This window comes from Propionimicrobium lymphophilum DSM 4903 (assembly GCF_000423485.1).
In the GTDB taxonomy this organism is placed as follows: domain Bacteria; phylum Actinomycetota; class Actinomycetes; order Propionibacteriales; family Propionibacteriaceae; genus Propionimicrobium; species Propionimicrobium lymphophilum.
The window spans coordinates 109,074-131,878 of the sequence record NZ_AUIB01000005.1 but is presented as its reverse complement, the minus strand read 5'-3'; the positions used below and the strand labels follow the sequence as shown (position 1 = coordinate 131,878).

Genomic DNA, 22,805 nt, shown 5'->3' with positions numbered 1-22,805 from the left:
GTGTTACTGGGTGAGCACGTCTAGAACCTGGCCGTCGCCCAGGTCGATCCTTGTGCCCTCCTGGACGAAGGTGGCGCTGCCTGGGGTCAGCGAATAGCGGTTGCCGTCGGGCATCGTGATGATCGTGCCGTTGGTGGAGCGTTCGTCGGTCAACTCAAGGCCGCCCGCCGAGGGGAGCACGCTCAGGTGGGTTCGGCTGATGTCCTGGTTGGGGCTCTGCACCCGAATGATCTGGGGGTCATCGTCGCCGTGCGGCGCCCTGCCCACCAAAGTCAGCCTCTCAATGACGTGAAGCACCCCGTCGGGGGCACGCAGCACAAACTTCTTCTCGCGCGGTTTCGCGGGAGCCGGCATGACGGGCTCGGGCGCGTCGACGGGAGCCTCCTCGTAGAACGGCTCTGGGTCTTCGGGCAGATCCTCGAGAAGATCGTCGGAGACGGCAGGGATCTCCTCGACAACCTGTTCAACCTGGATCGGCTCTGGCTGCGGATCGCGCGGTTCTGGTTGTACGGGTTGTGCAATCTTAGGGGGCTGCTTAGACGCGTCCGCACCCCAGCCCGCACCCAGCGACGGGTTCGGCTGCCAGGCTGCCTGGAAAAGCTTGTCCACCTCGTTGAAGGTGCCCAACGGAGATGTCTCGACGGCATCCTGCCCGGGAGCATACGGCGCCATGAGGTCCAAAACCTCGGTTTTTTCAACGCCGACGGGTGCGGCTTGAGTAACCCCGACGCCGAAAGAAGAAACCAACGCGGCGCCCGCAACCAGCGGCATCTCGAAGCCGGTTTCGGAGTCGAGCTTTACCGCTATCTGCTGCTCGTGTAACGAACTTTCGAACCACTGGCCGACGGCACCGGAAGCGACGACGTGCCCGCTAACGGCATCGATGACGTTGATCTCGCCGCGCAGCATGATGTGCACCCGTTCGTCGTCCCACGTAAAAACGGCCTGACGCTCGAAGCCATCGAGGCCGAGCGCGGAAAGGGTCTGCATGAGTTCCGAAAGGCTTTGCTGTCCGACGGCGTGCCAGATCTGCTCGGTAGCTGCGCCCGTCGCTACGCCGGGAGGCAGCAGAACGGCTGCACACGGGCCACAAACCAGCAGCCAATCGCCGCGGGTATACCTGAGGTTTCTCTTGGCAAGCAAAGTAGTCCTTTCGTCACTAGATAGTTTGCAGCATAGTTGAGGGGCCGCGCCCCAAAGACGCGGCCCCTCGCTAATTTAGTCGGGTTACTTTTCGTTATCCATCGCGGCCTTCGCTGCAGCGAAGCGGGCGATCGGCACGCGGTACGGCGAGCAGCTGACGTAGTTCAGGCCGGCGGTCTGGAAGAACTCGATGGAGTCCGGGTCGCCGCCGTGCTCACCACAGACACCGCACTTCAGTTTTGCGTTGGTGCTGCGTCCGTTGCTTACGCCTAGGCGAACCAACTGGCCAACACCGTCGATGTCGATCGACTCGAACGGGTTACGTGGCAGCACGTGGTCTACGACGTAGTCGCTCAGGAAGCCGTTCTCGGCGTCGTCGCGGCTGATGCCCAGCGTGGTCTGCGTCAGATCGTTGGTGCCGAAGCTGAAGAAGTCGGCGTGCTCGGCGATGCGGTCGGCAAGCAGCGCAGCGCGCGGCAGCTCGATCATGGTGCCGATCTTGTACTCCAACTCCTTGCCGGCTGCTGCCAGCTCGTCCTTGACGGTGGAATCGACGATCGCGTGCTGACGCTTGATCTCCTCCTCCAGGCCGACCAGTGGGATCATGATCTCGACGCCAACCGTCTCGCCCTCGCGCTCGAGCACGGCCAGCGCTGCGCGGATGATTGCGCGAGTCTGCATCTCCGGGATCTCCGGGTACAGCATCGCCAGGCGGCAACCGCGGGTGCCGAGCATCGGGTTCTGCTCGTGTAGCTTCTTGACCTGGGCCAGGGTGGCTCGTGCCTTGCCGAGCTCCTCCTCGTCGGCGCCCTTGAGCTCAAGCTCCTGAACCTTCAACGACTGCTCGGTGAAGTCGGGCAGGAACTCGTGGAGCGGCGGATCGAGCAGGCGGACGGTGACCGGCAGGCCCTTCATCGCCGTGAAGATGCCCTCGAAGTCGGCCTGCTGCATCGGCAGGATCTTCTCCAGGGCGGTTGCGCGCTGTTCGGCGTTCTCGGCCAGGATCATCTCGCGGACGGCTGGCAGCCGGTCGGAGGCCATGAACATGTGCTCGGTGCGGCACAGGCCGATGCCCTCGGCGCCCAGCTCGCGGGCACGGGTGGCGTCTGCAGCGTTGTCGGCGTTGGCGCGAACACCCATGGTGCGGACCTCATCGGCCCATTCGACGACGCGCTCGAAGTCCTCGTTGATTTGCGGCGGAATCAGCTTCAGCGCCTCGTCGAAGACCTCGCCGGTGGAGCCGTTCAGAGTGAAGACGTCGCCCTCTTTGTAGACCTTATCGTTGATGGTCAGGGTCTTGGCTTCGGGATCGATCTTGATGGTGGTGGCGCCGGAAACGCAAGGCTTACCGAAGCCGCGAGCGACGACGGCCGCGTGGCTCGTCATGCCGCCGTGGGCGGTCAGCACGCCCTGCGCCTCGAGGACGCCATGGATGTCGTCAGGCGTGGTTTCGTAGCGAACCAGAATGACGTTCTGGCCCTTTTCGCCGAGCTCTGCGGCGGTGTCGGCGTCGAAGACCAGGCCGCCAACTGCAGCGCCCGGAGATGCCGGCAGGCCCTTGGTGACGGGCTTGGCGGTGTGGGCCGGGTCGATGGCCGGGTGTAGCAGCTGGTCGAGCTGAGCCGGCTCGATGCGACGCAGGGCCTCGTCCTTGTCGATGACGCCCTCCTCAACCAGGTCGCCGGCGATCTTCAACGCGGCGGCCGCGGTGCGCTTGCCGTTTCGGGTCTGCAGCATGTAGAGCTTGCCGTTCTCGACGGTGAACTCCATATCCTGCATGTCCTTGTAGTGCAGCTCCATGTTCTTCATGGTCTCGAGCAGCTGGTCGTACGCCTCGGGCAGCACGTCGCGCATCTCCGAGACGTGGCGCGGGGTACGAATACCGGCAACGACGTCCTCACCCTGCGCGTTGACAAGGAACTCGCCGTAGACGCCCTTCTCACCGGTGGATGGGTTACGGGTGAAGCAGACGCCGGTTGCGGAAGTATCGCCGCGGTTGCCGAACACCATCTGCATGACGTTAACTGCCGTGCCCAGGTCGCGAGAGATGTTGTTGGCCTTGCGGTAGACGTCTGCACGCGGGTTGCCCCAAGAGCGGAATACCGCGTCGACTGCGCGCATCAACTGCTCGTTCGGGTCGTTAGTCCAGTCGCCGCCGAGCTGCTCGTTGCTGATCTCCTTGAATTCGGCAACCAGCTTCTTGAGGTCTTCGGCGTCCAAATCGGTGTCGCTTTCGACGCCCTTGTCGGACTTCATGGCGCTCAGCGCGTCCTCGTAGAAGTGGGCAGGCACGCCCTCGACGACCTCGCCGTACATCTGAATGAAGCGGCGGTAGCAGTCCCAAGCGAAGCGCTCGTTGCCGGATTCCGTGGCGATGGTCTGCACAGTGTCGTCGTTGATGCCCAGGTTCAAGATCGTGTCCATCATGCCTGGCATCGAGACGACAGCACCGGAACGCACAGAAACCAGCAGCGGCTTGGAGGGGTCGCCGAGTTTGCGTCCGACTCGCTCCTCGAACTCCGCCAGGGCGGTGGAGATTCGGTCGCGAAGATCGGCCGGCCAGTTGCCGTCGTTGTTCATAGATTCGACGCAGGCCTCGGTGGTGACGGTAAAGCCGTCAGGAACCGGCACGCCCAGACGCATCATTTCGGCCAGGTTTGCGCCCTTGCCGCCAAGTAGCGAACGCATCGTCGCGTTGCCCTCTGAAAGTGCGTAGATGTACTTAGTCACTGTGCATTCTCCTTTGAATTGCTGCACTAAATTTTGGGTCGATATTTAGTTATCGCGTTGTTTCGAACTGCAACTAGCTTAGGCGAAATGGCCTTAACTGGCTATAGCAAATTCATTTGGTATTACTTTCGTTTTACCGCGCTAAGGTTTGATCTTCAACGTCTGGGTGGGCGGGCGTCGCAGCGCGGTGCCGGCCTTGTTTGCTCGGTTATCGACGATGTCGACGATGCGTGCGGCGGCGTCTTCGATTGCCAGGCCGGTGGTGTCGACGATCGGGCAGCCCAGCGAGCGCTGGATGCGGCCGACCTCGTCGAGCTCGTCATAGATCTTGGCCAGATCGGCGTAACCGCCGTCCTTGGTGCCGTAGCCGCCCAGGCCTTTGACGCGCCTGCTGCGGATTTCGAGCAGCCGCTCGGCGTCGATTGTTAGCCCGACGATGCGCCAACGGTCGATTTCGCGAAGTTGCGCAGGCGGCTCGATGCCGGGCACCAGGGGAACGTTGACCGTCTTGTAGCCCACGTAGCCCAGGTAGAGGCTGAGCGGGGTCTTTCCGGAACGCGATGCGCCTACGAGCACGATATCGGCCTCGGCGATTGCCGACGGCATCACGCCGTCGTCGTTGCGGACGGCGAATTCCATGGCAGAAATCCGGTCGAAGTAGTCTGCCTCGGCGAGTACCGGGCGCATCGGGACGCCGTCAGCCGTGCGGCCGGTTGCGTTTGCCATTGCGGCGAGTGTGTCGCCGAGCAGGTCGGCATGCTGCAACTGGTTCTCTTCGCACAGCTGCTTGATCAGCGCGCGCATCTCGGGGTTCACGAACGTATATAGAACAACGATCGGCAGATCCGGATTCGTTTCGCTGGATTTCGCGATCTCACGGAACGCGGCGATGGCCTTTTCTGCGTCCTTGATCCGGGGATGACTGATGATGTCGATAGTGAGCTTCGGGAACTGCGCCTTCGCGGCGCGAGCGATTCGGGCGGCAGATTCACCAGACGAGTCGGCGATGACGTGGATGTTTAATCTGTTTTCTGGCATTTTCCAAGGCTAGCCAAACTCGCGGGCGCTGGGAATAGTTTTGCCGTAACGTGCCGCGCATCTGAGACAATTGGCACATGGATCCAGTCGACAAAATCATCGTCAGCAATTCGCCCGAGGCCGCCCACACCATCTTGGTGATCGATGCTCCCGAGCTAGTACCCGCTGCTGCGGAGCGGGCGGGCAAGGTAATCATTTTTTGTGATGATATTCGCGACGCCGACCGGGCCCGAGAACTCGCTGCTCCGGGTGTGCGGGTAGTCGACGGTCTGGACGACCTGAATGCCGATTCGCTAGCAGACGTCGACCTTGCCTGGCTGCGCTTGCCGAAGGCCCTCGGTGCTCTGGACCAATACGCGCAACGGATCTCCGCGTACGCCAGCGACGAAGTAATGGTGCTCGCCGGCGGCCGCGACCGTCACATGAACCGGTCTATGAACGAGGTGCTCAACAGCCACTTTGGTGGCGTGAGCGCGACTCTCGGGCGGCAGAAGTCGCGTGCGCTGCGCGCTATCACGCCGTTCCGTAGCCAAATTGACTGGCCTCGCTACAAGCGGCACTCCGAGGTGAACGTGGCCGGACGCAAAAAGCCGCTGACACTGTGGGCCAACGGCGCCACCTTTGCAACCAACAAGGTGGACAACGGCACCCGCCTGATGCTCGGACGCCTGGGCCAGATCGCCGACGCCGACACCTATCTGGATATTGGCTGTGGCAACGGAATTTTGGCCACGAGCCTGGCCAAGATGCACCCCGATTCGCAGATTTTCGCCATCGACGTTAGCTGGGCGGGCGTTGACGCAACCCGGCGCACCGCGTCAACGGCAAAGGCACGCGTCGACGTGCGCTGGGCCGCCGACCTGAGCGGCTTCGAGGACAGCTCCATCGACGTCATCGTCACCAACCCGCCCTTCCACAAGGGCATCGCGAAGGAGTCCGAGCCCACCCTCGAACTGTTCAAACAGGCTGCCAGAGTGCTTGGCGAGGGCGGCGAATTCTGGTGCGTGTTCAACTCTCACCTGCCCTGGAAAGCTGCGCTGACCAAGCGCATTGGCCCCACCGCCGTGATGGAGCAGAACACCGGTTACACCCTCACCAGGTCAGTTAAGCAGTGATTCTTACACACCTAGTGCGGCAAGAGGGAATGTGATTGTTCCGTCCTCTAAGGTCATAACAGGGCCCTCCATCGTGACGATTGCCTTGAAAGACAACTCGCCAGTCTTGGTTGCGTCGATGGTGGAGACCGCAGACGTGAGCGATTTCTGAGCATCAGGAATCTGGCGCTGTCCGATTTTTACTTCAATCGCGCCCCAACGACCGTCTGGAAGCTGAACGATTGCGTCAACTTCGCGTCCACTCGAATCCCTGTAATGGAACACTCTGGCTTGCAATGCCTCTCCGAAGACGCGCAGATGCTGAACTACCTGAGATTCAAAGAAAAAGCCAGCAGAATTTAAGTCTTTAACAAGGGAATCAGCTGACCCTCCAAGGGCTGCGATCGCGATAGCGGGATCGGCGAAATGATATTTAGGCGATGTTCGAACTACCGCTCTCGAGCGCAGATGCGGTGCCCAGGCATTTTGTTCTTCCAAGATAAATAATCGTTTAAGAGAATTTAGATATGCGCGGGCGGTCTCGGGCTTAACATTCTCGGAGCCGCTCATATCGGAAGCAATCGTTTTCATAGTCACTTCCGTGGCTGTGTTACGTGCGAGTGAGCGAATGGCGGCCCGCATTCGGTCGGGGTTGCGGGTAGGCTCTCCATCAAGCCGATCTAAATCGCTTTGAACCACATCGTCGAGATAATCGCGAAGGTGAGCTTGAGCTTGCGAGCTGCTTAGGTTTCGATCGGATGGCCAACCTCCGTGCGCCAGCTGCTCTAAGCCCTCGGTCAACGAAAGGGGCGAGGATAATTTTGGCTCCACACCATCTCGGTTGAAAAGTTTTTTTAGGGATACGCGCTTATTTTCGGGAAAGCGTTCGCTCAAAGTCATCGGACGCATGCGGATGGTAGATATCCTGTGCGCACCTGAATGGCGTCGGGCATCACCTGCCGGTACTGATGATCCGGTTAAAATAAACTGGCCGCGTTTCTGGCGGGCGTCAATTTCGCGACGAACCACATTCCATAGCTTGGGCTCTAGCTGCCATTCATCGATAAGATGGGGAGTATCTCCGGCGAGCAGCAACGCGGGGTCTACTTCAAGAGCTGTATCAATCGAAGGCAGCCCCGAATCTAAGGCGACTTCTGAAAGCGAGTGGTGACGGCCCGTTTCGGTTTTGCCGCATGCGCGAACACCCTCCAGCAGAATGCCACCGGAATATGACAAGGTGTCTTTTATTATCGTGTCTACGACTCGGTCAAGGTACACGTTTCCTCCCTAAGCACCCTCATGTTAGCAGCTAGGGGGTGTTTTGGTGACGTTTTAGGGGGCATATTGTTGACAAACCAGGGGGTGCTTTGGTGACGTTTTAGGGCGAGAATTGTTGGATGCGACGATTCTGGTGACCCGTCCCATTAGCGGCCTCAACATTGCCGAATGCTGCCAGCCGGTCGTGGGGCTTTCGCGCGCCCGGTCGAATCGGATTAAGGCTTACGAATGCGTATTATTGCTAAGTGATCAACATCCGCCTGCTTCGTGTCGCGCGCCCAAGTGGCGAACGGACCGGCAGAGTTAGGAGCGAAAATGCACTCTGACGGCATCCCCTTCATGCCCGACCTGGGCAAGATAGAACTTACAACTGTTGAACAGGTGGCTTCCGCCGCCGGGGCAAAAGTCATCGGCGACGCAGCCGTGCAGGTCCGCGGCGCGGTGGCCGACAATCGGCGGGTGCGCGGCGGCGAGCTTTTCGTCGCCATGCCGGGCGAACACGTCCACGGCGCCAAGTTCGCGAAAGCAGCGGTGGAAGCTGGGGCGGTTGCCGTATTGACCGACCGCGAAGGCGCAGAAATCGCGGGTGAAATCGATGCGCCGGTGCTCGTCGTCTCCGACATGAACCAGGCAGCCGGGCCCGCGTCGAGCCTGGCTTGGGGCAGTCCTTCGGAGCAGCTCAACACCTGGGGCGTCACCGGCACCAACGGCAAGACCACCATCGTCTACCTGCTCAAAGCCATTCTTCGTCAGCTCGGGCGCAAGCCTGCGCTCATCGGCACCGTTGACGTCGAGGTCGGCGACATGAATGCTGGAGCCCGGAACACCACGCCGTTCCCCGACGAGTTGCAGGCCATTTTGGCCAGTGCGGTGCAGAGTAGCTGCACGGACGTGGTGATGGAGGTGTCCTCGCACGCGCTAAGCCTGGGCCGCGTGCGCCCGATGCGGTTCGATGTTGTCGGATTCACCAACCTCACCCAAGATCACCTCGACTTCCACCACACCATGGAAAACTACTTCCAGGCGAAGCTGAGGCTGTTTACGCCTGAGCTATCCAAAAACCAGGTGGTCATCGTCGACGACGAGTGGGGACGTCGAATCGCTGAGGAATCCTGTGGAGAAAACCTAACAACCCTTTCCATGGGCGACGCGGAAGCCGACTGGCACGCCAGCTATAGCGAAAACGCCGGCGGTATCACCTTGACGCTGGACGGACCCGTCGGTCACCAAGAGGTGCCCGTCAACTTGCCCGGCGACTACAATGCCGCCAACTCTGCGCTGGCAATCGTCATGGCGGCACATCTGCTTTCCGCCGAGGCGGGGGAGAGCGCGGTGGCTGCGCTGTTCGACAAGATATCCGGCGGCCCCGAGGTGCACGTCCCGGGGCGAATGGAACTGATCAGCGCCAACCCGCGCGTCATCGTCGATTTCGCACACAACCCCGATGCCACCCGCAAGGTGCTTAAGACGCTGCGACCGACAACCAAGGGAAGGCTGATAATTCTGCTCGGCTCTGCGGGCCAGCGTGACCAGGAGAAGCGACCGATTCTGGGGCAGATCGCCTGCGAACTCGCCGACAAGGTCTACGTCACAGACGACGACCCGCACGAGGAAGACCCGGCGGCCATCCGCGCTGCCGTCCTCGAGGGCACCCGCGACGCAAAGCCCGGCCAGGTGATCGAGATCGCCGACCGTCGCGAGGCAATCATCGCCGCTATCACCGAAGCAGGCCCAGACGACACCGTCTTGCTTGCGGGACGCGGCCACGAAACCATCCAACCCATGCCCGACGGCCCCGTCGAACTGGACGACCGAGTCGTCGCCCGCGAGGCGCTCGCCGCCCGCGAAAAATAACCAGGCATAAAAAATATCCGGACCCCTAAGGGGTTCGGATATTTTTTATTTAGACCTTAGCTCGGCATCATGGTGCCGGTGTCACGCAGCCTCTGGTGGAAGCTGAACGCGTTGTCGATGTCCATAGGAGTGTGGATCGCCTTGTTGGTCTTGAGCGCGCGATCGTAGTACTCGTGCAGGGCGGCACGGTAATCCGGGTGCGCACAGTTGTCGATGATGACCTCCGGGCGGCGACGCGGCGACAGGCCACGCAGGTCGGCAACACCGTACTCGGTGATGATGACCATGACGTCGTGCTCGGTGTGGTCGACGTGGCTGACCATCGGGACGATCGTCGAAATGGCGCCGTCCTTCGCGGTGGAAGGCGAAACGAAGATCGACAGCGAAGCGCTGCGGGTGAAGTCGCCCGAGCCGCCGATGCCGTTCATCATGCGGGTGCCGGAGATGTGCGTCGAGTTGACGTTGCCGAAGATGTCGGCCTCGATCATGCCGTTGCAGGAAATAACGCCCAACCTGCGGATAACCTCCGGGTGGTTCGAGACGTCCTGCGGACGAAGGATGATCTTGCCGCGGTAGTCGGACGCGTTCTCGTTCATGTGGTGAGCCGCGTCAGGCGACAGCGAGAACGAGGTTGCCGAGGCGACCGAGATCTTGCCGGCGTCGATCAGGTTGACCATGCCGTCCTGAATAACCTCGGTGTAAGAGGTCATGTTCTCGTACTTGCTGTCCAGCAGGCCGGCCAAAACCGCGTTAGCAATGTTGCCAACACCCGACTGCAGCGGGAACAGGTTGGCGGGCATCCGGCCGTGGCGAACCTCGTGGTCGAACAGGTCGAGCAGGTAGCCGGCGATCTTCTTGGAGTCGTCATCCAGCGGCTTGAACGGCGAGTTGCGGTCCGGGTCGTTGGTCTTGACGACGGCGACAACCTTGTCGGTGTCGATGGTGAACGCCTTCTCGCCGATCAGGTCGCCAGGAGCGGTGATCGGGATCGGAGGAGTGTTCGGCGGCACCTGGCCGATGCCGTAGTAAATGTCGTGCATGCCGTAGAGGTCTTCGGTCTGCCACTCGTTGACCTCGATGATGATCTTCTTGGCGTGAGCCAGGTAGGTGCGGCTCATGCCGACCGACGACGTAGGAACAACCTTGCCGTCCTCGGTGATCAAGGTGGCCTCAACGACTGCGACGTCGATATCGCCCATGTAGCCGAGGTTGATCATCTTGGACAGGTGCGAAAGGTGAATGTCGCAGTAGTCCGTGGTGCCGTTGTTGATAACCTTACGCAGCGAAGGATCCGACTGGTACGGGGTGCGGAACGCCATGCTGTTGGTCTCGGCCAGAACACCGTCGAGCTCGGGCGCGGTAGAAGCGCCGGTGAAGACGCGAACCTTGAACTCCTCGCCACGGTCGGTGGCTGCCTTGATGCGCCTTGCCAGCGCGCCAGGAACTTCCTTCGGGTAACCGGCTCCGGTGAATCCGGAGAAGCCGATGCTGTCGCCCGGTTCGATGAACGCAGCTGCGTCGTCAGCGCTCATCACCTTGTCTAAGAATTTCTGGTTGCCGATGCGGCCTGCCATGGGTTTCCTCCCTATAAATAACTTTCAACTAAACACTAGCGCTAACTAGGTGTGCTGCTGCCCCAATGCTCTTAATCTCACTGCGGAAGCTTAGCGGTGGGTCGAATAACAAATCCCGTAAGGGGCTTGGGCGTGAAATAAGTGGACTTGGGGGGCATCAGTTTGCCCTTGTTGGCAGCCTCTGCGATCTCGCTGAATGAGACCGGGGACACCAAAATGGCTGCTGTCGCGTCCTCGGCCGCCTTGATGGTCTGGTCGATGCCGTGCACGTAGCTAACTTTGGCGAAACTGCCCGCCAGGGCGTGTTCAAGACGAGCCCCGGGCAGATCTCGAACACCCATGAAAGCTCCCGGACGTGGGACGAGCCACAGCGCGTTGCCCCTAGAATCCACCAAGACGAAGCGCTTAGTTGCGGCGATCTTCTTGACGGTCGTTTCGTCCAGCTGCTCGGTGAATTCCTCAAAAGTGAAAGAGCCCGAAAGGTCGCGTTTTAGATCCTTCAGCGAAATGCCGTCGTAGACCCGGTTATGGGCCTTGATATTCAGTTGATCTTCGCTGAACTCAGAAATGAACGCCAGCGTGAACTCGGCGTCAGTGTGTTTGCCGAGTTCCTTGCGAACCAAGTCGCGGTAAGTGCGCGAAACGGTGTAGCGGTGGTGGCCGTCGGCCAACACCACCTGAGCATTGGAGATCAAGCGGCTGATTGCCCTGATCCGACGCGGGTCCTCCACCTTCTCGATGGTGTGGCGAACCCCGTCGACGACGACCGATGCCAGACGAATGCCTGGCTTGCCTAGCACCTTCGTCAGGCCTGCTGCCCTGGTCAGGCCCCAAACCGACGAAGTGTTCGCCGCGGTTGCCTTCATCAGCTCGAGACGATCCTCTTCGTCCTTCTTGGTGATGCGCTCGTGAAGCAGGATCTCGTCGGACTTCTTGTCCATTATCTTCAGGGCGCCCACGACGCCAGTAACTTCCCGATGGACGTTGTCGGAATCGGTGAAAGACATGCGGTAAATCGTGAAGCAGTCGCGCTCGTCGTTCTCAAGAATGCCCTCGCGCAGCCACTCGTCGAGGCGGAACCCTGCCATCTCGTAGCGATCTTTACCGCCTTCGGGCAGATCGATCCACACGATGTTGTGGTCGTCGCGGTCGCGCAGCAGGTTGGCGTCGTCTTCAGAGAGCACGTCATAGGGCTCTGCTACGTTGCGCTCAATGTTTGCTGCCGCCGAATAGCGGATAGCGCGAAACGGTTCGAAAAGTGGCATATTTCGAGGTTACCTGACCTGTGTGTCTCGTGCGTCCAGCGGCGTTAAACCTTGGGTGCCTCGATGGTTACTGGAGCATTAAAATCGCCGTACGTCATCCGGTTATCCGACATGCCGCCGTCCGCGGAAATGGTGACGACACTACGGACCAGTCTGTTCTGCGAATCCACATAAATCTCCGCGGTGCCATCCGCCATCTTAAGAGCGTACTTCTTGGTGCCGATGCCGTTGATGGTCTCCGAACCCGCCGGCTCAACGGACGTTGCCTGAAGCAGCAAGGAACCGAACTTGGCCCCGGGCTCCTTAACTTCGGGGGCCGGAGGCACGTCCTGCTTGTGCCAGGCGCCGGAGGAATCCTTGAGATACCCCGTGTCGCCGATCATGATCGATTCAGACTCGAGGCCGGCGTCCCGAGAAACCGACTTGATCTTCACGTTCTTGGGGTCGCTCTGATCGATGATCACATCAGTCTTGGAAGCATACTCGCCGCTCTGATTCTCCAACTGCTTCTCGATGACCTGCTTGTAGGTGGACAGGCTGGCCATCGCCTCGTCGATTTTGCGTGCCAACTCTCGGCCGTCGACCGAACCGGTCTGCGACGGCCTGTGCTCCGAGCTGCCATCGCCAGTTGCTGGGCCCGTGATTATGCCAGGCGTTGTCACCTTGGGCTCGCTCTGCGACATCCGTGTTTGGCCTGGGGGAGCGGCGCAACCGGCAAGACAGATCAACGAGCAAAGCAGCCCGACGCTCAGCCGCTTAGCCGTGCGCGCCGAGGGCTGTGAAACATTCCTAGACATATTGCCCACCTAAAAAGTTAGTCATCAACAACTGACTTCGAGCTTAATGGCAGGCGCTGACAAAAAACGCCCAGGCGCGTGGCGAAGCGTCGAAAGTTAGGCAAAAATTACCGCTAACAGCAGCAACAGGCTGAAGACGACCTCCACCAGCCCAACCGTGGAGACCGAGATCCTGCCGCGCGAGTCAAACCAAGACATCACGCACGAGCGCACCAGCCAGCCGAGGGCCAACACCGCCCACCACCAGTTCAACGTGCCGAAAGCCGACGTGATCGCGAAACCAAGCACAAGCACGTGCCAGCACAAGTTCCTGAATCGCGCGCCGGATTTCCCGTGCTGTCGCACCAGCGCCTTGACGTGCAGAACCGTGCCGAAGAAATAGCCGAAGCAGATCGTCAAAATGGCGTCCAGCCTTGCCGAACCGAAGTGCAGCCAGCTGGTTAGCGACGGATATGCCACGACGAGCCCGATTGCGGAGGCCACGAGCGTCGTCATCATGCCGCTCAACACGCTGCGTTCCTGCCCGGTTGCCGCGCACCACAGCGCGATCGTCCCTGGAAACAGCAGCAGCCCGGCCCAGCCGAGCAGTCCTAGACCACCGAACAGGATCGAGACGACGCCAAATACCGCAGCTAGCACGGAATAAGTAATTAGCGGCGGACGAAAACTTGCCTTACGGTTTTTGGGCGCCTTCAGAGAAAGCGTTATGGCGTTGAAAGCCATGTATGCGCACACCCAGCCAGCCGCGACCGCGGTCAGCCACCACCCAGGTTGAAGCGTGTAGCGCAACCCTGCGATGAATGGCACCGCCAGCATCGCGTAGGCGCCGTGCTGGCTGATTAACCACCCAGATGTCCGTTTAGCCATGGTTTCTGTTCTACCCTGGTAGTCAAACTGTTCTTAGGGGGCTAGATGAGTCAAAAAGATTCGGCAGCGGGAGAAGCGGTTATTCGCCCGGTCGCTTTCTATCGTGGCGGGTTCGAGCAAAAATTCGGCATTCCCAGGCAGGCTGGTCTGGTGCCCGAGATTATTGGGCGCGTCGAATTTCATGGCGAATTCGCGGTTGCCGATGCCCTGCGAGGCATTGAGGACTTCAGCCACCTCTGGATCGTCTGGCAGTTTTCCAAGAACATTCGCAGCACCTGGTCGCCGCTTGTTCGCCCGCCGAGACTAGGCGGCAACGAACATATGGGCGTCTTTGCGACGCGCTCACCGTTTCGTCCCAACGGGCTCGGGCTGTCGTGCGTTCGGCTGCTCGAGGTGGACGGAACTGACTTGGTGGTCGGGGGTGCAGATCTTGCCGATGGCACCCCGGTCTTCGACGTCAAACCGTACGTGGGCGCGGATTCTCATCCGGATGCCGAGCTAGGTTTCACCACCCGCAACACCGACTATCAGCTCGAGGTGATTTTCCCCGAGGAACTGGCCTGCGATGTCCCGGCTTCTGTGTTGGAGCAGCTGCATGGGGTGCTCGCGCAAGACCCCAGGCCCGCATATCAGCACGAAGCCGAGCGCGTTTATGGGCTGACCTATGCCGGATGGAACGTGCGGTTCACCGTCGACGGTAAACGGCTGAAAGTTCTGGAAGTCGAGCCCGCTTCGGAAGGCTAAATAACCTAGTTGAAGAGGATGCTGCGCAGCTCGTCGACGGTGTCTGCGATGCCGGCGTTCGGCTGGGCGTGGACCTGTTCCGGCACGCCTGCGCCCCAAGTGACGCCAACACCGTCGATGCCTGCCGCGGCGGCTGCCTGCAGATCGTAGATGGCGTCGCCGACGTAGACGCTGGAAGCCGGATCAGCGCCGATGGTCTTCATGCCCAGCAGAATGGGCTCGGGATTCGGCTTGTGGACGGGCGTGTCCTCCATCGCAGCCGCAATGGCCAGGTCGTCAGGCAGGTTGGCGGGGGCGAACGTGTCGTGCGCCACACTGCGTCGTTTCGCGGTGACCACGCCGAGGTTTGCGCCGGCTTCGGCCAGGTCGGCTAGCAGTTGCGGGATGCCCTCGAACTCGGTCACCATGTCCGGCAGGTGCTCCGCGTTGAACTTCAGATACTCGCGCTCCAAGTCTTCTGCCTGGTCTGGGGCGTGTTCCATGAAGGCGTCCATCAGTGTGCGCCCGATCCAAGTTTTCGCCAGGTCGACGTCCAACTCTTGGTTCAGGACTGTCTTCAGGGCGTGCTCGTAGCTGGCAAGAATCAGCGGCACGGTGTTAGCCAGGGTGCCATCGAGATCGAATATGACGTTTTTCCATCGAGTGCTCACGCGATAAGTCTATGTTAGCAGCCACGCGCATCCGACGTCGTTCGGTTAACTTCCTGTGCGGGTAGAGTTGAGGCGTGAGAATCGAACCCCGCGCGCAGTTGGGCGACCCCGAACGCGGTTTTGACGATTACGTTCTTGACCCGCCCGCCGACACTGCCGAGGCTCCGGTCGCCTTCTCCACGCTTCTGGAAGAAGCGCCGAAAGACGAAAGTATCGATGAGAAGACCGGCGAGCCGAAGCACCCTGCGGTCGTCTGGGCATCCACTGCGCTGTTCGTGGTGGCAAGCATTTTCGCGTTCGGCTGCTACTGGTTCTATTGGTGGCGGGCCATCCACATGTACACCTTCGCGCACAGCGCAAACCTCATCGCCTGGCTAGACCCGCGGCCGGGTTCTGCTGGCTCGATAGTTGCGGTTTGCATCCTGGCTGCTGTTGGCTGCCTGGTTTCCGCGGCGCCAGCCGTCGCGGGTTACAACGCTTGGCGAGGCAATAGGTGGTGCCGCTGGGCGGGCATCGTAGCCGTTGGCATCACGGTGCTGTGCATATTATTTTTCCTGCTCGCAATGGTGGCGACCGCGCTCACCGCGATAGCCGCGGGGCTATTGTGGCTGCCTGCTGCGGGCAAGTATTTCGACGCCTGGGACGATTTCAACGATCCCGCAGCCGAGCCGATTGAGCTGCCTGAAAATGTGGCTTACGGACGCATCAAGAATATCCTGATCTGAAGACTTAAGCTTGACCGCCTCATCTGCTATTCTTGACGATCGTCGATCAAACTTGATCCCGCGGGCGTAGTTCATCGGTAGAACGACAGCTTCCCAAGCTGTAGAGGCCAGTTCGATTCTGGTCGCCCGCTCTCTAAGTCATCTCTGAAAATCCCGTATAACGTTGTGCGTTATACTTGCTATGTGATCGTTTCCTTTGCAGATAGAGATGCCGAACGGCTTTTCCAAAGGCAGCGCGTGAAACGCATTGATCCTAGGCTGCACAAGAAAGCGTTGATGAAATTATTAATTCTGGATGCCGCTGTTTCTCTTGACGATCTTCGAGTGCCACCCGGAAACAGGCTAGAAATGCTGAAAGGTGACAGGTCAGGGCAACACAGCATCAGGATAAATAATCAGTGGCGAATTTGTTTCGTATGGACCTCTGGCGGGCCGGCAGAAGTCCAGCTAGTCGACTATCACTAGGAGGTGCTAGATGTCAGAAAAAATACCGCCGATTCATCCGGGGAAAATCCTGAATGAAGAATTCCTTGAGCCGATGCGTCTGTCGCAGAATAAGTTGGCAGTTTCTATCGGCGTGCCGACGCGTCGAATAAATGAAATTGTTCACGGTAAACGCCGAATCACCGCAGACACGGCGCTTAGGTTGGGTCGATTCTTTGGGACGAGCGCGCAATTTTGGGTAAATCTGCAGTCTCGCTTCGATATCGAAATTGAGCTCGAGGCGATCGGGGAACAACTGGATAAAATCGAACCGTTGAAGATCGCCTGAGTGCAGAAAAATTTGGAACAGCGGCTCTCAATAAACCGCTGTAAGTGGATATCTAGAAAGCTGCGCGTGGCATATTTTGCCAGTGGGCTGCTCTAAACTTTTGGTTGTGAGTGCGAACCAGGATTTAGAGGCCCAGTTGGCCGCCGCCCGCGCGGAGGCGGCAGCGGCGAAGGCTAAGGCGGAGGCAGCTGCGGCAAGGCTAGCCGCGCTGGAAGCTCAGGCAAAGAACGCCGAAAAAGGCTCGTCTGACGTCGAGGCGTCAAAACAAGAGGCGCCAGCAGAAGCGCAGAACCCGGCAAAACCCGCCGAGGACGTCAGAGAGTTCGCCTCGCAGATTGCCTCGGCATACGAATTCGATGGTGCTTCGATACCATTCGGAACTCTCTTGGAAGACGGCAAACAGGTGCCTGGTGTAAACGCGAAGATCCCGCTGGCCACGCTGAATCGTCACATGCTGGTTGCCGGCGCAACCGGCAGCGGTAAGACCCGCACGCTGCAGCTGCTGGCAGAGGGGCTTTCCGCGGTTGGCACGCCGACCGTGCTGGTGGACGTCAAGGGCGATCTGACTGGCCTGGCCGAGTCGGGGCCGTCGTCAGAAAAGCTACTCAAGCGCACGAGCGCGAACGGCCAGAATTGGCAGCCAGGGCAGTTTCCGGTCGAGTTGCTCACTCCGGCGGGCGCCGACGCCCCCGTCCCTGGCGCATTCGTGCGAACCAGGATTTCGAGTTTCGGGCCGCTGCTTTTGGCCCGCGCATTGGGGCTCAACTCGACGCAGGAGCAGGCTCTGCAGCTGATCTTCTCATGGGCGGATAAGAACGGGCTCGAATTGGTCGACCTAGGCGATCTGCGTTCCGTGGTTGCCTTTTTGACCTCACCTGAGGGCAAGTCCGAATTGGCGACGCTGGGCGGCGTCGGCCCGGCGACAGCTGGGGTAATCCAGCGGGCGTTGACCGCACTCGAATCGCAGGGCGCCGACAAGTTCTTCGGCGAGCCGAGCTTCGAGACCGCGCAGTTCCTGCGCACGGCACCGGACGGCAAGGGCGTCATCTCCCTGCTTGAGGTGGGCGACATGTCCAGCCGTCCCGCGCTCATTTCCGCGCTGATCATGTGGCTGTTGGCCGAGCTCTTCCAAGATCTGCCGGAGGTAGGCGATCTGGAGCAGCCGAAACTGGCGTTCGTCTTCGACGAGGCCCACCTGCTCTTCACCGACGCCACGAAGGAGTTCGTGCGCCAGGTCGTGCACACCGTCCGGCTGATCCGCTCGAAGGGCGTGAGCGTAATCTTCGTCACCCAGACGCCGAACGACATTCCATCCGAGGTGCTCGCTCAATTGGGCGGCCGCATCCAGCACGCGCTTCGCGCAGTAACACCGCAGGATCAACGGAACCTGAAGGAGGCCGTCAAGACGTTCCCTGCCACCGACCTCGACTTGGCTGAGATACTGACGAACCTAGGCACTGGCGAGGCGGTCATCACCGTGTTGGGTAAGAAGGACCGTCCCACTCCGGTAGCGCCCTTCAGTATCTGGGCGCCCGCATCGGTGATGGGTGCCGCTGACTCGGCGAAAATCGACCAACTCATCAATTCTTCCCAGCTGTACGCCCGCTTCAAAGATCCGGTAGACCCGCGTTCGGCGACGGAGGTGCTCGCGGAACGGGCAGAACAGGCGAAGGCGCAGGCCGAAGCGGCGGAGCGTGCTGCCCAGGAAGCCAAGGAGGCTGAGAAGGCGGCGAAGGAGCAGGCTGCCGAAGAGGCGAGGCTTCGCAAAGAGGCAGAGCGTGCTCAAAAGCGCGAACAGGCGGAGAAGGAACGTCGCGCAAGGCAGGCCGAATCCGTCGTCACGAACGTGTTGCGTTCTGCCGGCAGGACGCTAGGCCGCGAGATCACTCGCTCGCTGTTCGGCACGCGCAGGCGATAGTCCCGCCAGTTTGGAAGCTGAATTTTTTGTCAGTGGGGCTAGCTAAGCTCTAAGCATGACTTCGAAAAACACTGACCATATTCAGACCACCCACGTCGGTTCGCTGCCGCGTTCCGAGCACCTGCTTGAGCTGAACAAGCGTCAGCAGGACGGCAAGATTGCCTGGGACGATTTCGTCTCCCAGTTGCACGACGAGGTGCGCGACGTCGTCAAGAGGCAGATCGATCTTGGCATCGACATCGTCAACGACGGTGAATATGGCCACGTCATGACCCAAAGCGTCGACTACGGCGGCTGGTGGAACTACTCCTTCTGCAGGCTTTCCGGACTGACCGCGGGCGATTCAGACAGCCGTTGGGGCGCCGAGGAGCCTCTCATCGAGTCGAAGCCCGGGCAGATCAGGCTGGCGTCGTTCGCGCATCGGCGCGATCGCGCCCGCTTCAAAGACGCCTACGAAAACCCGGTAAACGGCGTTCTTGTCGCCCGCAACCCCGTCAAGCAGCCATCTATTACCGGCGAAATCACCTACACCGGTGCCGACGCCGTCAAGGCCGACACCGATGGCCTGCGCACCGCGCTCGACGAGCTTAACGCAAACAACGAGGGCTTCGTCGCTGCGCTCTCTCCGGGGTCCGCGGCAAGGCTGACCAACGAGTTCTACGACAGCGACGAGGACGTGGTCTGGGCCTGCGCCGAGTCGCTCAAGAACGAGTACAAGGCCATCGTCGATGCCGGCTTCGTCGTGCAGATCGACGACCCGTCCATCGCAGAGTCTTGGGACCAGATCGTGCCCGAGCCCAGCGTGGCCGACTACCAGAAGTTCATCCAGATCCGCATCGACGCGCTCAACCACGCGCTCGAAGGGCTGCCGGAGGACAAGGTTCGGTTCCACCTGTGCTGGGGTTCTTGGCACGGCCCGCACACCACAGACCTCGAGTTCAAGTACCTGGTGGATCAGATGCTTACCATCAACGCAGGCAGCTACTCGTTCGAGGCGGGCAACGTGCGTCACGCCCACGAATGGGAGATTTGGGAAGACACCAAGCTGCCCGAAGGCAAGCTGATCGTGCCTGGCGTGGTCTCACACTCCACCAACGTCGTCGAACACCCGGAGCTGGTGGCCCAGCGCATCGAGCGCTTCGCCGGTCTGGTTGGGCGTGAAAACGTCATCGCGTCCACGGACTGCGGTTTCGGCGGGCGAATCCACCCGGATATTGCCTGGGCGAAGCTCGAATCCCTTACCGCCGGCGCGAAGCTGGCAAGCCAGAGGCTGTTTTAACTAGCCGAGGGTCTCGACAGGCGAAGCTCTTGCTCGTCGACGTCGAGGCCCTCAAGCCTCAGTAGCCCCACTTTGTGTTCGACGCCGCTTGCGTACCCGGTGAGCGAACCATCCGAACCGACGACTCGGTGGCAGGGGACGATGATGCTGATCGGGTTGCGCCCGACCGCCCCGCCGACGGCCTGCGCGGACATCGTGGCGCGCCCTGTTTCGGCGCAATAATCCTTCGCGAGCTGGCCGTACGTGATGGTTTCGCCGTACGGAATTTTCCGCAGCAATCTCCACACGGCTAGCTGAAAATCGCTGCCCTTAGGTGCCAGTGGAGGAGCGTCCTGAGGACGTTCGCCGCGAAAGTATTGGTCGAGCCAGTTTGCGGTATGCGCAAAGATATCTAAATCCCGCAGGCCCACGGCATCGTAGTGTGCCTCAGCCCTTTTCTTGGCGGTAGCGCCGTGCGACTTCGTGTGGGTGCCGACCGCGAAATCGAGCTCGGTGAGACAGTGCCCGTCGCTAGCCAAGAAGAGCTCGCCGAGCGAAGAAGAATAACTGGTGGCGTATATCACTGGTTTCTCCCGATCGTCTTTGAAAGGTATCTGCCGGTTATCGAATCCGGGTTCCGCGCCACCTCGTCCGGAGTCCCGGTTGCGACGACCCGGCCGCCCCTTGCGCCGCCGCCTGGGCCCATGTCTATGACGTAGTCGCAGTTTGCAATCAGGTCTAGATCGTGCTCGATGACCACCACCGTCGCGTCATTCTCGATCAGGCGCTGCAGCACCCCGACCAGCACCCGCACGTCCAACGGGTGAAGGCCGACGGACGGCTCGTCCAGGACGAACAGCGTGCCGGCCTGACGCTTAGTGATTTCGCCGGCCAGCTTCAGTCGCTGTGCCTCCCCGCCAGATAGCGCGGGCGTGTCCTCGCCGAGTTTCAGGTAACCGAGCCCGAGCTCGACAAGGTTTTTCAGTTTGCGTTCCATCTTTGTACCGGCGAACGCTGCTGCCGCTTCAGAAACGCTCAGTTCGAGAGCTTGGGGAAGAGAAATCTGGCTGTCGGCAGTCTCAATCGTTATCTCGTTGGCCTCGGGAACGAACCTGCTGCCGTTACAAGAGGGGCAGGAAATAGTGACGTCCGGCAAAAACTGCACGTCGAGGCTGATCTGTCCGGTGCCGTCGCATTCGGGGCAGCGCAGCTTGCCTGTGTTGTAAGAGAACGCACCCGCCTTAAGCCTGCGGCGCTTAGCCTCGTCGGTCTTTGCGTATGCCTTTCGCAGCTCGTCCATCGCGCCCGAATATGTGGCGACGGTGGAACGAACGTTAACGCCGATAGGGGTGGCGTCGACGATGCGAACCTTATTTATAGAACCCGGCTCGATTCCGCTCACGTGGCTGGGTTTGTTGCCATTAATCGCGGGCACCAGTGAATCCAAAATGAGTGTCGTCTTGCCCGAACCGCTGACCCCGGTGACCGCCGTCATCGCCCCGAGGGGGATTCTCACGTCTAGGGCGTGAACGGTGTGGATGGGCTGCGTTTCTAGCCGAAGCCACTCGTCGAATTCGGTGCGCTGGGCCCTGGTGACGATCTCCGCTTCGCCGTTTAAAAACGGCGAAAGTAGGGAATTTTCGTTGGTCGTCACCTGCTCGATGCTACCTTGAGAAACTATGTTGCCGCCCAGGCTTCCCGCCCCCGGCCCGAGCTCGATCAGGTGGTCGGCGGCGCGTAAAATCTGCACGTCGTGGTCGACGAAAACCACCGAGTTTCCGCCCGACTGCAGGTCGCGCATCACACCGATCAGCCCCTCGATGTTCGCCGGGTGCATCCCGATCGACGGCTCGTCAAGTACGTAAAGCACGCCGGTGGTCTCGTTGCGCACTGCTCTGGCAAGCTGCGCGCGCTGGCGCTCGCCGGTGGAAAGCGTAGTGGCGGCTCGATCTAGGCTCAGGTAGCCCAGGCCGAGCTGTATCAGCCGTTTGCCCATCGAGACGAAGGTAGCCGCCAGCGCGTCCGCCATTTGATGCATCTCGTCTGGCAGCGTTGCCGAGACGGTCGGTACCCAATCCATCAGGTCGGCGAGCGTCATGGCTGTGGCATCGGCGAGATTCCTCTCGCCAATTTTCGGCGCCCGGGCCTCCGCGCTGAGCCTGCTGCCGGCGCATGATGGGCAGACCCGCTCGGTCAAAAATCTCGAAACCCTGTTGAGTCGCTTCTCGTCGGTTGCCCGATCGAGCTCCTTGGTGACGGTCAGCCTGGCGTTTCTAAACGTGAAGTCGAGCTCGTGGACGCCTTTCACGCTCGTCACCGTGATGTGCTTCTTTTCTTCGGGGCCAGCGAAAACGATCTCGCGTTCTTCCTGCGTCAACTCGCTGAACGGGACGTCCGTGCGCACCCCGAACTCGCGCACGATATCCGGCTGCACACTCCAACCGAACATCCGCCATGGCACGACTGCGCCCTCGTCGATGCTCAGGCTTTGGTCGGGCACGATGGCGTCGTCGTTCACCTCGCGGACGATCGCCGTTCCCGAACACCTCGGGCACGCGCCGGCGGAATTAAACGCTAGCGATTCCGCGCCCGGCGGCGTCACGGTGCTTCCGCAATCCGGACACTTCATCTCAACTTCGGCGGCCACCTTCATCGACGGCTTCAAATAGTGCCCGTTAGGGCAGCGATGACTAGCCAGCCTGGAAAACATCAGGCGCAAGACATTCAGCAGCTCGGTCATCGTGCCGAACGTCGAACGCACTCCCGGAACTCCCGGCCTCTGACGCAGCGCGAGAGCCGGCGGAATGTGTGTGACTTCGGCTTTCGCCTTCTGAGCTTGAGACATCCGGCGGCGGGTGTACGTCGAGAGCGCCTCCAAATATCTTCTGGAACCCTCCGCGTAAAGCACGCCCAAAGCAAGCGACGACTTGCCAGAACCGGACACACCCGCGATCGCCACCAGGCGGTCGAGCGGGACGTCGACGTCGAGTCCCCGCAGGTTGTTTACCCGTGCCCCACGGACCTCGATCTGCTGCGGATGGTAAGACTCCATGGCCCCAAGTTTAGGCGTTGGCTATCTCGCTAGATGTCGCCTGATG

At 60.5% G+C, this 22,805-nt stretch carries 19 protein-coding genes and 1 tRNA gene; 9 read left to right on the top strand and 11 right to left on the bottom strand.

Going from position 1 to position 22,805, the window contains the following annotated elements; genetic code table 11:
- Positions 1 to 3: 3 nt before the first annotated feature.
- The 3 genes from G556_RS0104020 to G556_RS0104010 form a co-directional block, all read right to left on the bottom strand.
- Positions 4 to 1,143 carry an FHA domain-containing protein gene (locus tag G556_RS0104020; RefSeq protein WP_028821850.1) on the bottom strand — a complete coding sequence of 380 codons (1,140 nt, stop codon included), beginning with the start codon at positions 1,141 to 1,143 and terminating at the stop codon, positions 4 to 6.
- 84 nt (positions 1,144 to 1,227) lie between these two features.
- Entirely contained in the window at positions 1,228 to 3,831 is a 2,604-nt protein-coding gene (gene ppdK, locus G556_RS0104015; protein WP_051176663.1) for a pyruvate, phosphate dikinase, read from the bottom strand.
- 183 nt (positions 3,832 to 4,014) lie between these two features.
- The gene (locus tag G556_RS0104010; RefSeq protein ID WP_028821848.1) at positions 4,015 to 4,911 is read right to left on the bottom strand and encodes a pyruvate, water dikinase regulatory protein; all 897 of its coding nucleotides are present in this window, start codon (positions 4,909 to 4,911) and stop codon (positions 4,015 to 4,017) included.
- Between the two features lie 77 nt (positions 4,912 to 4,988).
- On the opposite strand from G556_RS0104010, the gene G556_RS0104005 reads away from it, so the two are divergent.
- Positions 4,989 to 6,026: a class I SAM-dependent methyltransferase gene (locus tag G556_RS0104005; protein ID WP_028821847.1), complete on the top strand. Its 1,038-nt coding sequence runs from the start codon at positions 4,989 to 4,991 to the stop codon at positions 6,024 to 6,026.
- A gap of 3 nt (positions 6,027 to 6,029) precedes the next feature.
- On the opposite strand, the gene G556_RS0104000 is transcribed toward G556_RS0104005, so the two are convergent.
- On the bottom strand, positions 6,030 to 7,241 hold the full coding sequence (locus tag G556_RS0104000) for an ATP-binding protein (RefSeq protein WP_233418177.1): 1,212 nt from the start codon (positions 7,239 to 7,241) through the stop codon (positions 6,030 to 6,032).
- Between the two features lie 357 nt (positions 7,242 to 7,598).
- On the opposite strand from G556_RS0104000, the gene G556_RS0103995 reads away from it, so the two are divergent.
- Positions 7,599 to 9,137 carry a UDP-N-acetylmuramoyl-L-alanyl-D-glutamate--2,6-diaminopimelate ligase gene (locus G556_RS0103995; RefSeq protein WP_028821845.1) on the top strand — a complete coding sequence of 513 codons (1,539 nt, stop codon included), beginning with the start codon at positions 7,599 to 7,601 and terminating at the stop codon, positions 9,135 to 9,137.
- Positions 9,138 to 9,193: 56 nt separating this feature from the next.
- On the opposite strand, the gene G556_RS0103990 is transcribed toward G556_RS0103995, so the two are convergent.
- From G556_RS0103990 to G556_RS0103975, 4 genes are all read right to left on the bottom strand, one after another.
- Complete coding sequence (locus G556_RS0103990) at positions 9,194 to 10,711, bottom strand: succinyl-CoA:acetate CoA-transferase ScpC (protein ID WP_028821844.1); 1,518 nt, start codon at positions 10,709 to 10,711, stop codon at positions 9,194 to 9,196.
- 77 nt (positions 10,712 to 10,788) lie between these two features.
- Positions 10,789 to 11,976, bottom strand: a complete 1,188-nt coding sequence (locus tag G556_RS0103985; protein ID WP_028821843.1) for a DUF1015 family protein — start codon at positions 11,974 to 11,976, stop codon at positions 10,789 to 10,791.
- Positions 11,977 to 12,020: 44 nt separating this feature from the next.
- The gene (locus G556_RS0103980; protein WP_155941736.1) at positions 12,021 to 12,773 is read right to left on the bottom strand and encodes a LolA-like protein; all 753 of its coding nucleotides are present in this window, start codon (positions 12,771 to 12,773) and stop codon (positions 12,021 to 12,023) included.
- A 96-nt stretch (positions 12,774 to 12,869) separates the two neighbouring features.
- Positions 12,870 to 13,640 (bottom strand): YwiC-like family protein, encoded by a 771-nt coding sequence (locus G556_RS0103975; protein WP_028821842.1) that lies wholly within the window; start codon positions 13,638 to 13,640, stop codon positions 12,870 to 12,872.
- A gap of 45 nt (positions 13,641 to 13,685) precedes the next feature.
- Between G556_RS0103975 and tsaA the strand changes: the two genes are divergently transcribed.
- The gene (gene tsaA, locus G556_RS0103970; protein ID WP_028821841.1) at positions 13,686 to 14,384 is read left to right on the top strand and encodes a tRNA (N6-threonylcarbamoyladenosine(37)-N6)-methyltransferase TrmO; all 699 of its coding nucleotides are present in this window, start codon (positions 13,686 to 13,688) and stop codon (positions 14,382 to 14,384) included.
- Between the two features lie 5 nt (positions 14,385 to 14,389).
- On the opposite strand, the gene G556_RS0103965 is transcribed toward tsaA, so the two are convergent.
- Positions 14,390 to 15,034, bottom strand: coding sequence for an HAD family hydrolase (locus G556_RS0103965; RefSeq protein ID WP_028821840.1), 645 nt, complete (start codon positions 15,032 to 15,034; stop codon positions 14,390 to 14,392).
- 74 nt (positions 15,035 to 15,108) lie between these two features.
- Between G556_RS0103965 and G556_RS0103960 the strand changes: the two genes are divergently transcribed.
- From G556_RS0103960 to G556_RS0103935, 6 genes are all read left to right on the top strand, one after another.
- Positions 15,109 to 15,759, top strand: coding sequence for a hypothetical protein (locus G556_RS0103960; protein ID WP_028821839.1), 651 nt, complete (start codon positions 15,109 to 15,111; stop codon positions 15,757 to 15,759).
- Between the two features lie 60 nt (positions 15,760 to 15,819).
- A tRNA-Gly gene (locus G556_RS0103955) sits at positions 15,820 to 15,890 on the top strand.
- Between the two features lie 34 nt (positions 15,891 to 15,924).
- A complete protein-coding gene (locus G556_RS0103950; RefSeq protein WP_338048831.1) occupies positions 15,925 to 16,224 on the top strand; it encodes a type II toxin-antitoxin system RelE/ParE family toxin in 300 nt (99 codons plus the stop codon).
- Between the two features lie 10 nt (positions 16,225 to 16,234).
- Positions 16,235 to 16,531, top strand: a complete 297-nt coding sequence (locus G556_RS0103945) for a HigA family addiction module antitoxin (RefSeq protein ID WP_028821837.1) — start codon at positions 16,235 to 16,237, stop codon at positions 16,529 to 16,531.
- A 106-nt stretch (positions 16,532 to 16,637) separates the two neighbouring features.
- On the top strand, positions 16,638 to 18,449 hold the full coding sequence (locus tag G556_RS0103940) for a helicase HerA-like domain-containing protein (RefSeq protein ID WP_028821836.1): 1,812 nt from the start codon (positions 16,638 to 16,640) through the stop codon (positions 18,447 to 18,449).
- 55 nt (positions 18,450 to 18,504) lie between these two features.
- Positions 18,505 to 19,728, top strand: coding sequence for a cobalamin-independent methionine synthase II family protein (locus G556_RS0103935; RefSeq protein WP_028821835.1), 1,224 nt, complete (start codon positions 18,505 to 18,507; stop codon positions 19,726 to 19,728).
- Here the strand turns inward: G556_RS0103935 and G556_RS0103930 are convergent.
- Positions 19,725 to 20,291 carry a methylated-DNA--[protein]-cysteine S-methyltransferase gene (locus G556_RS0103930; RefSeq protein ID WP_028821834.1) on the bottom strand — a complete coding sequence of 189 codons (567 nt, stop codon included), beginning with the start codon at positions 20,289 to 20,291 and terminating at the stop codon, positions 19,725 to 19,727. The genes G556_RS0103935 and G556_RS0103930 overlap by 4 nt on opposite strands.
- Positions 20,288 to 22,759, bottom strand: a complete 2,472-nt coding sequence (locus G556_RS0103925) for an excinuclease ABC subunit UvrA (RefSeq protein WP_016455137.1) — start codon at positions 22,757 to 22,759, stop codon at positions 20,288 to 20,290. The genes G556_RS0103930 and G556_RS0103925 overlap by 4 nt, the downstream gene beginning before the upstream one ends.
- Positions 22,760 to 22,805 lie beyond the last annotated feature (46 nt).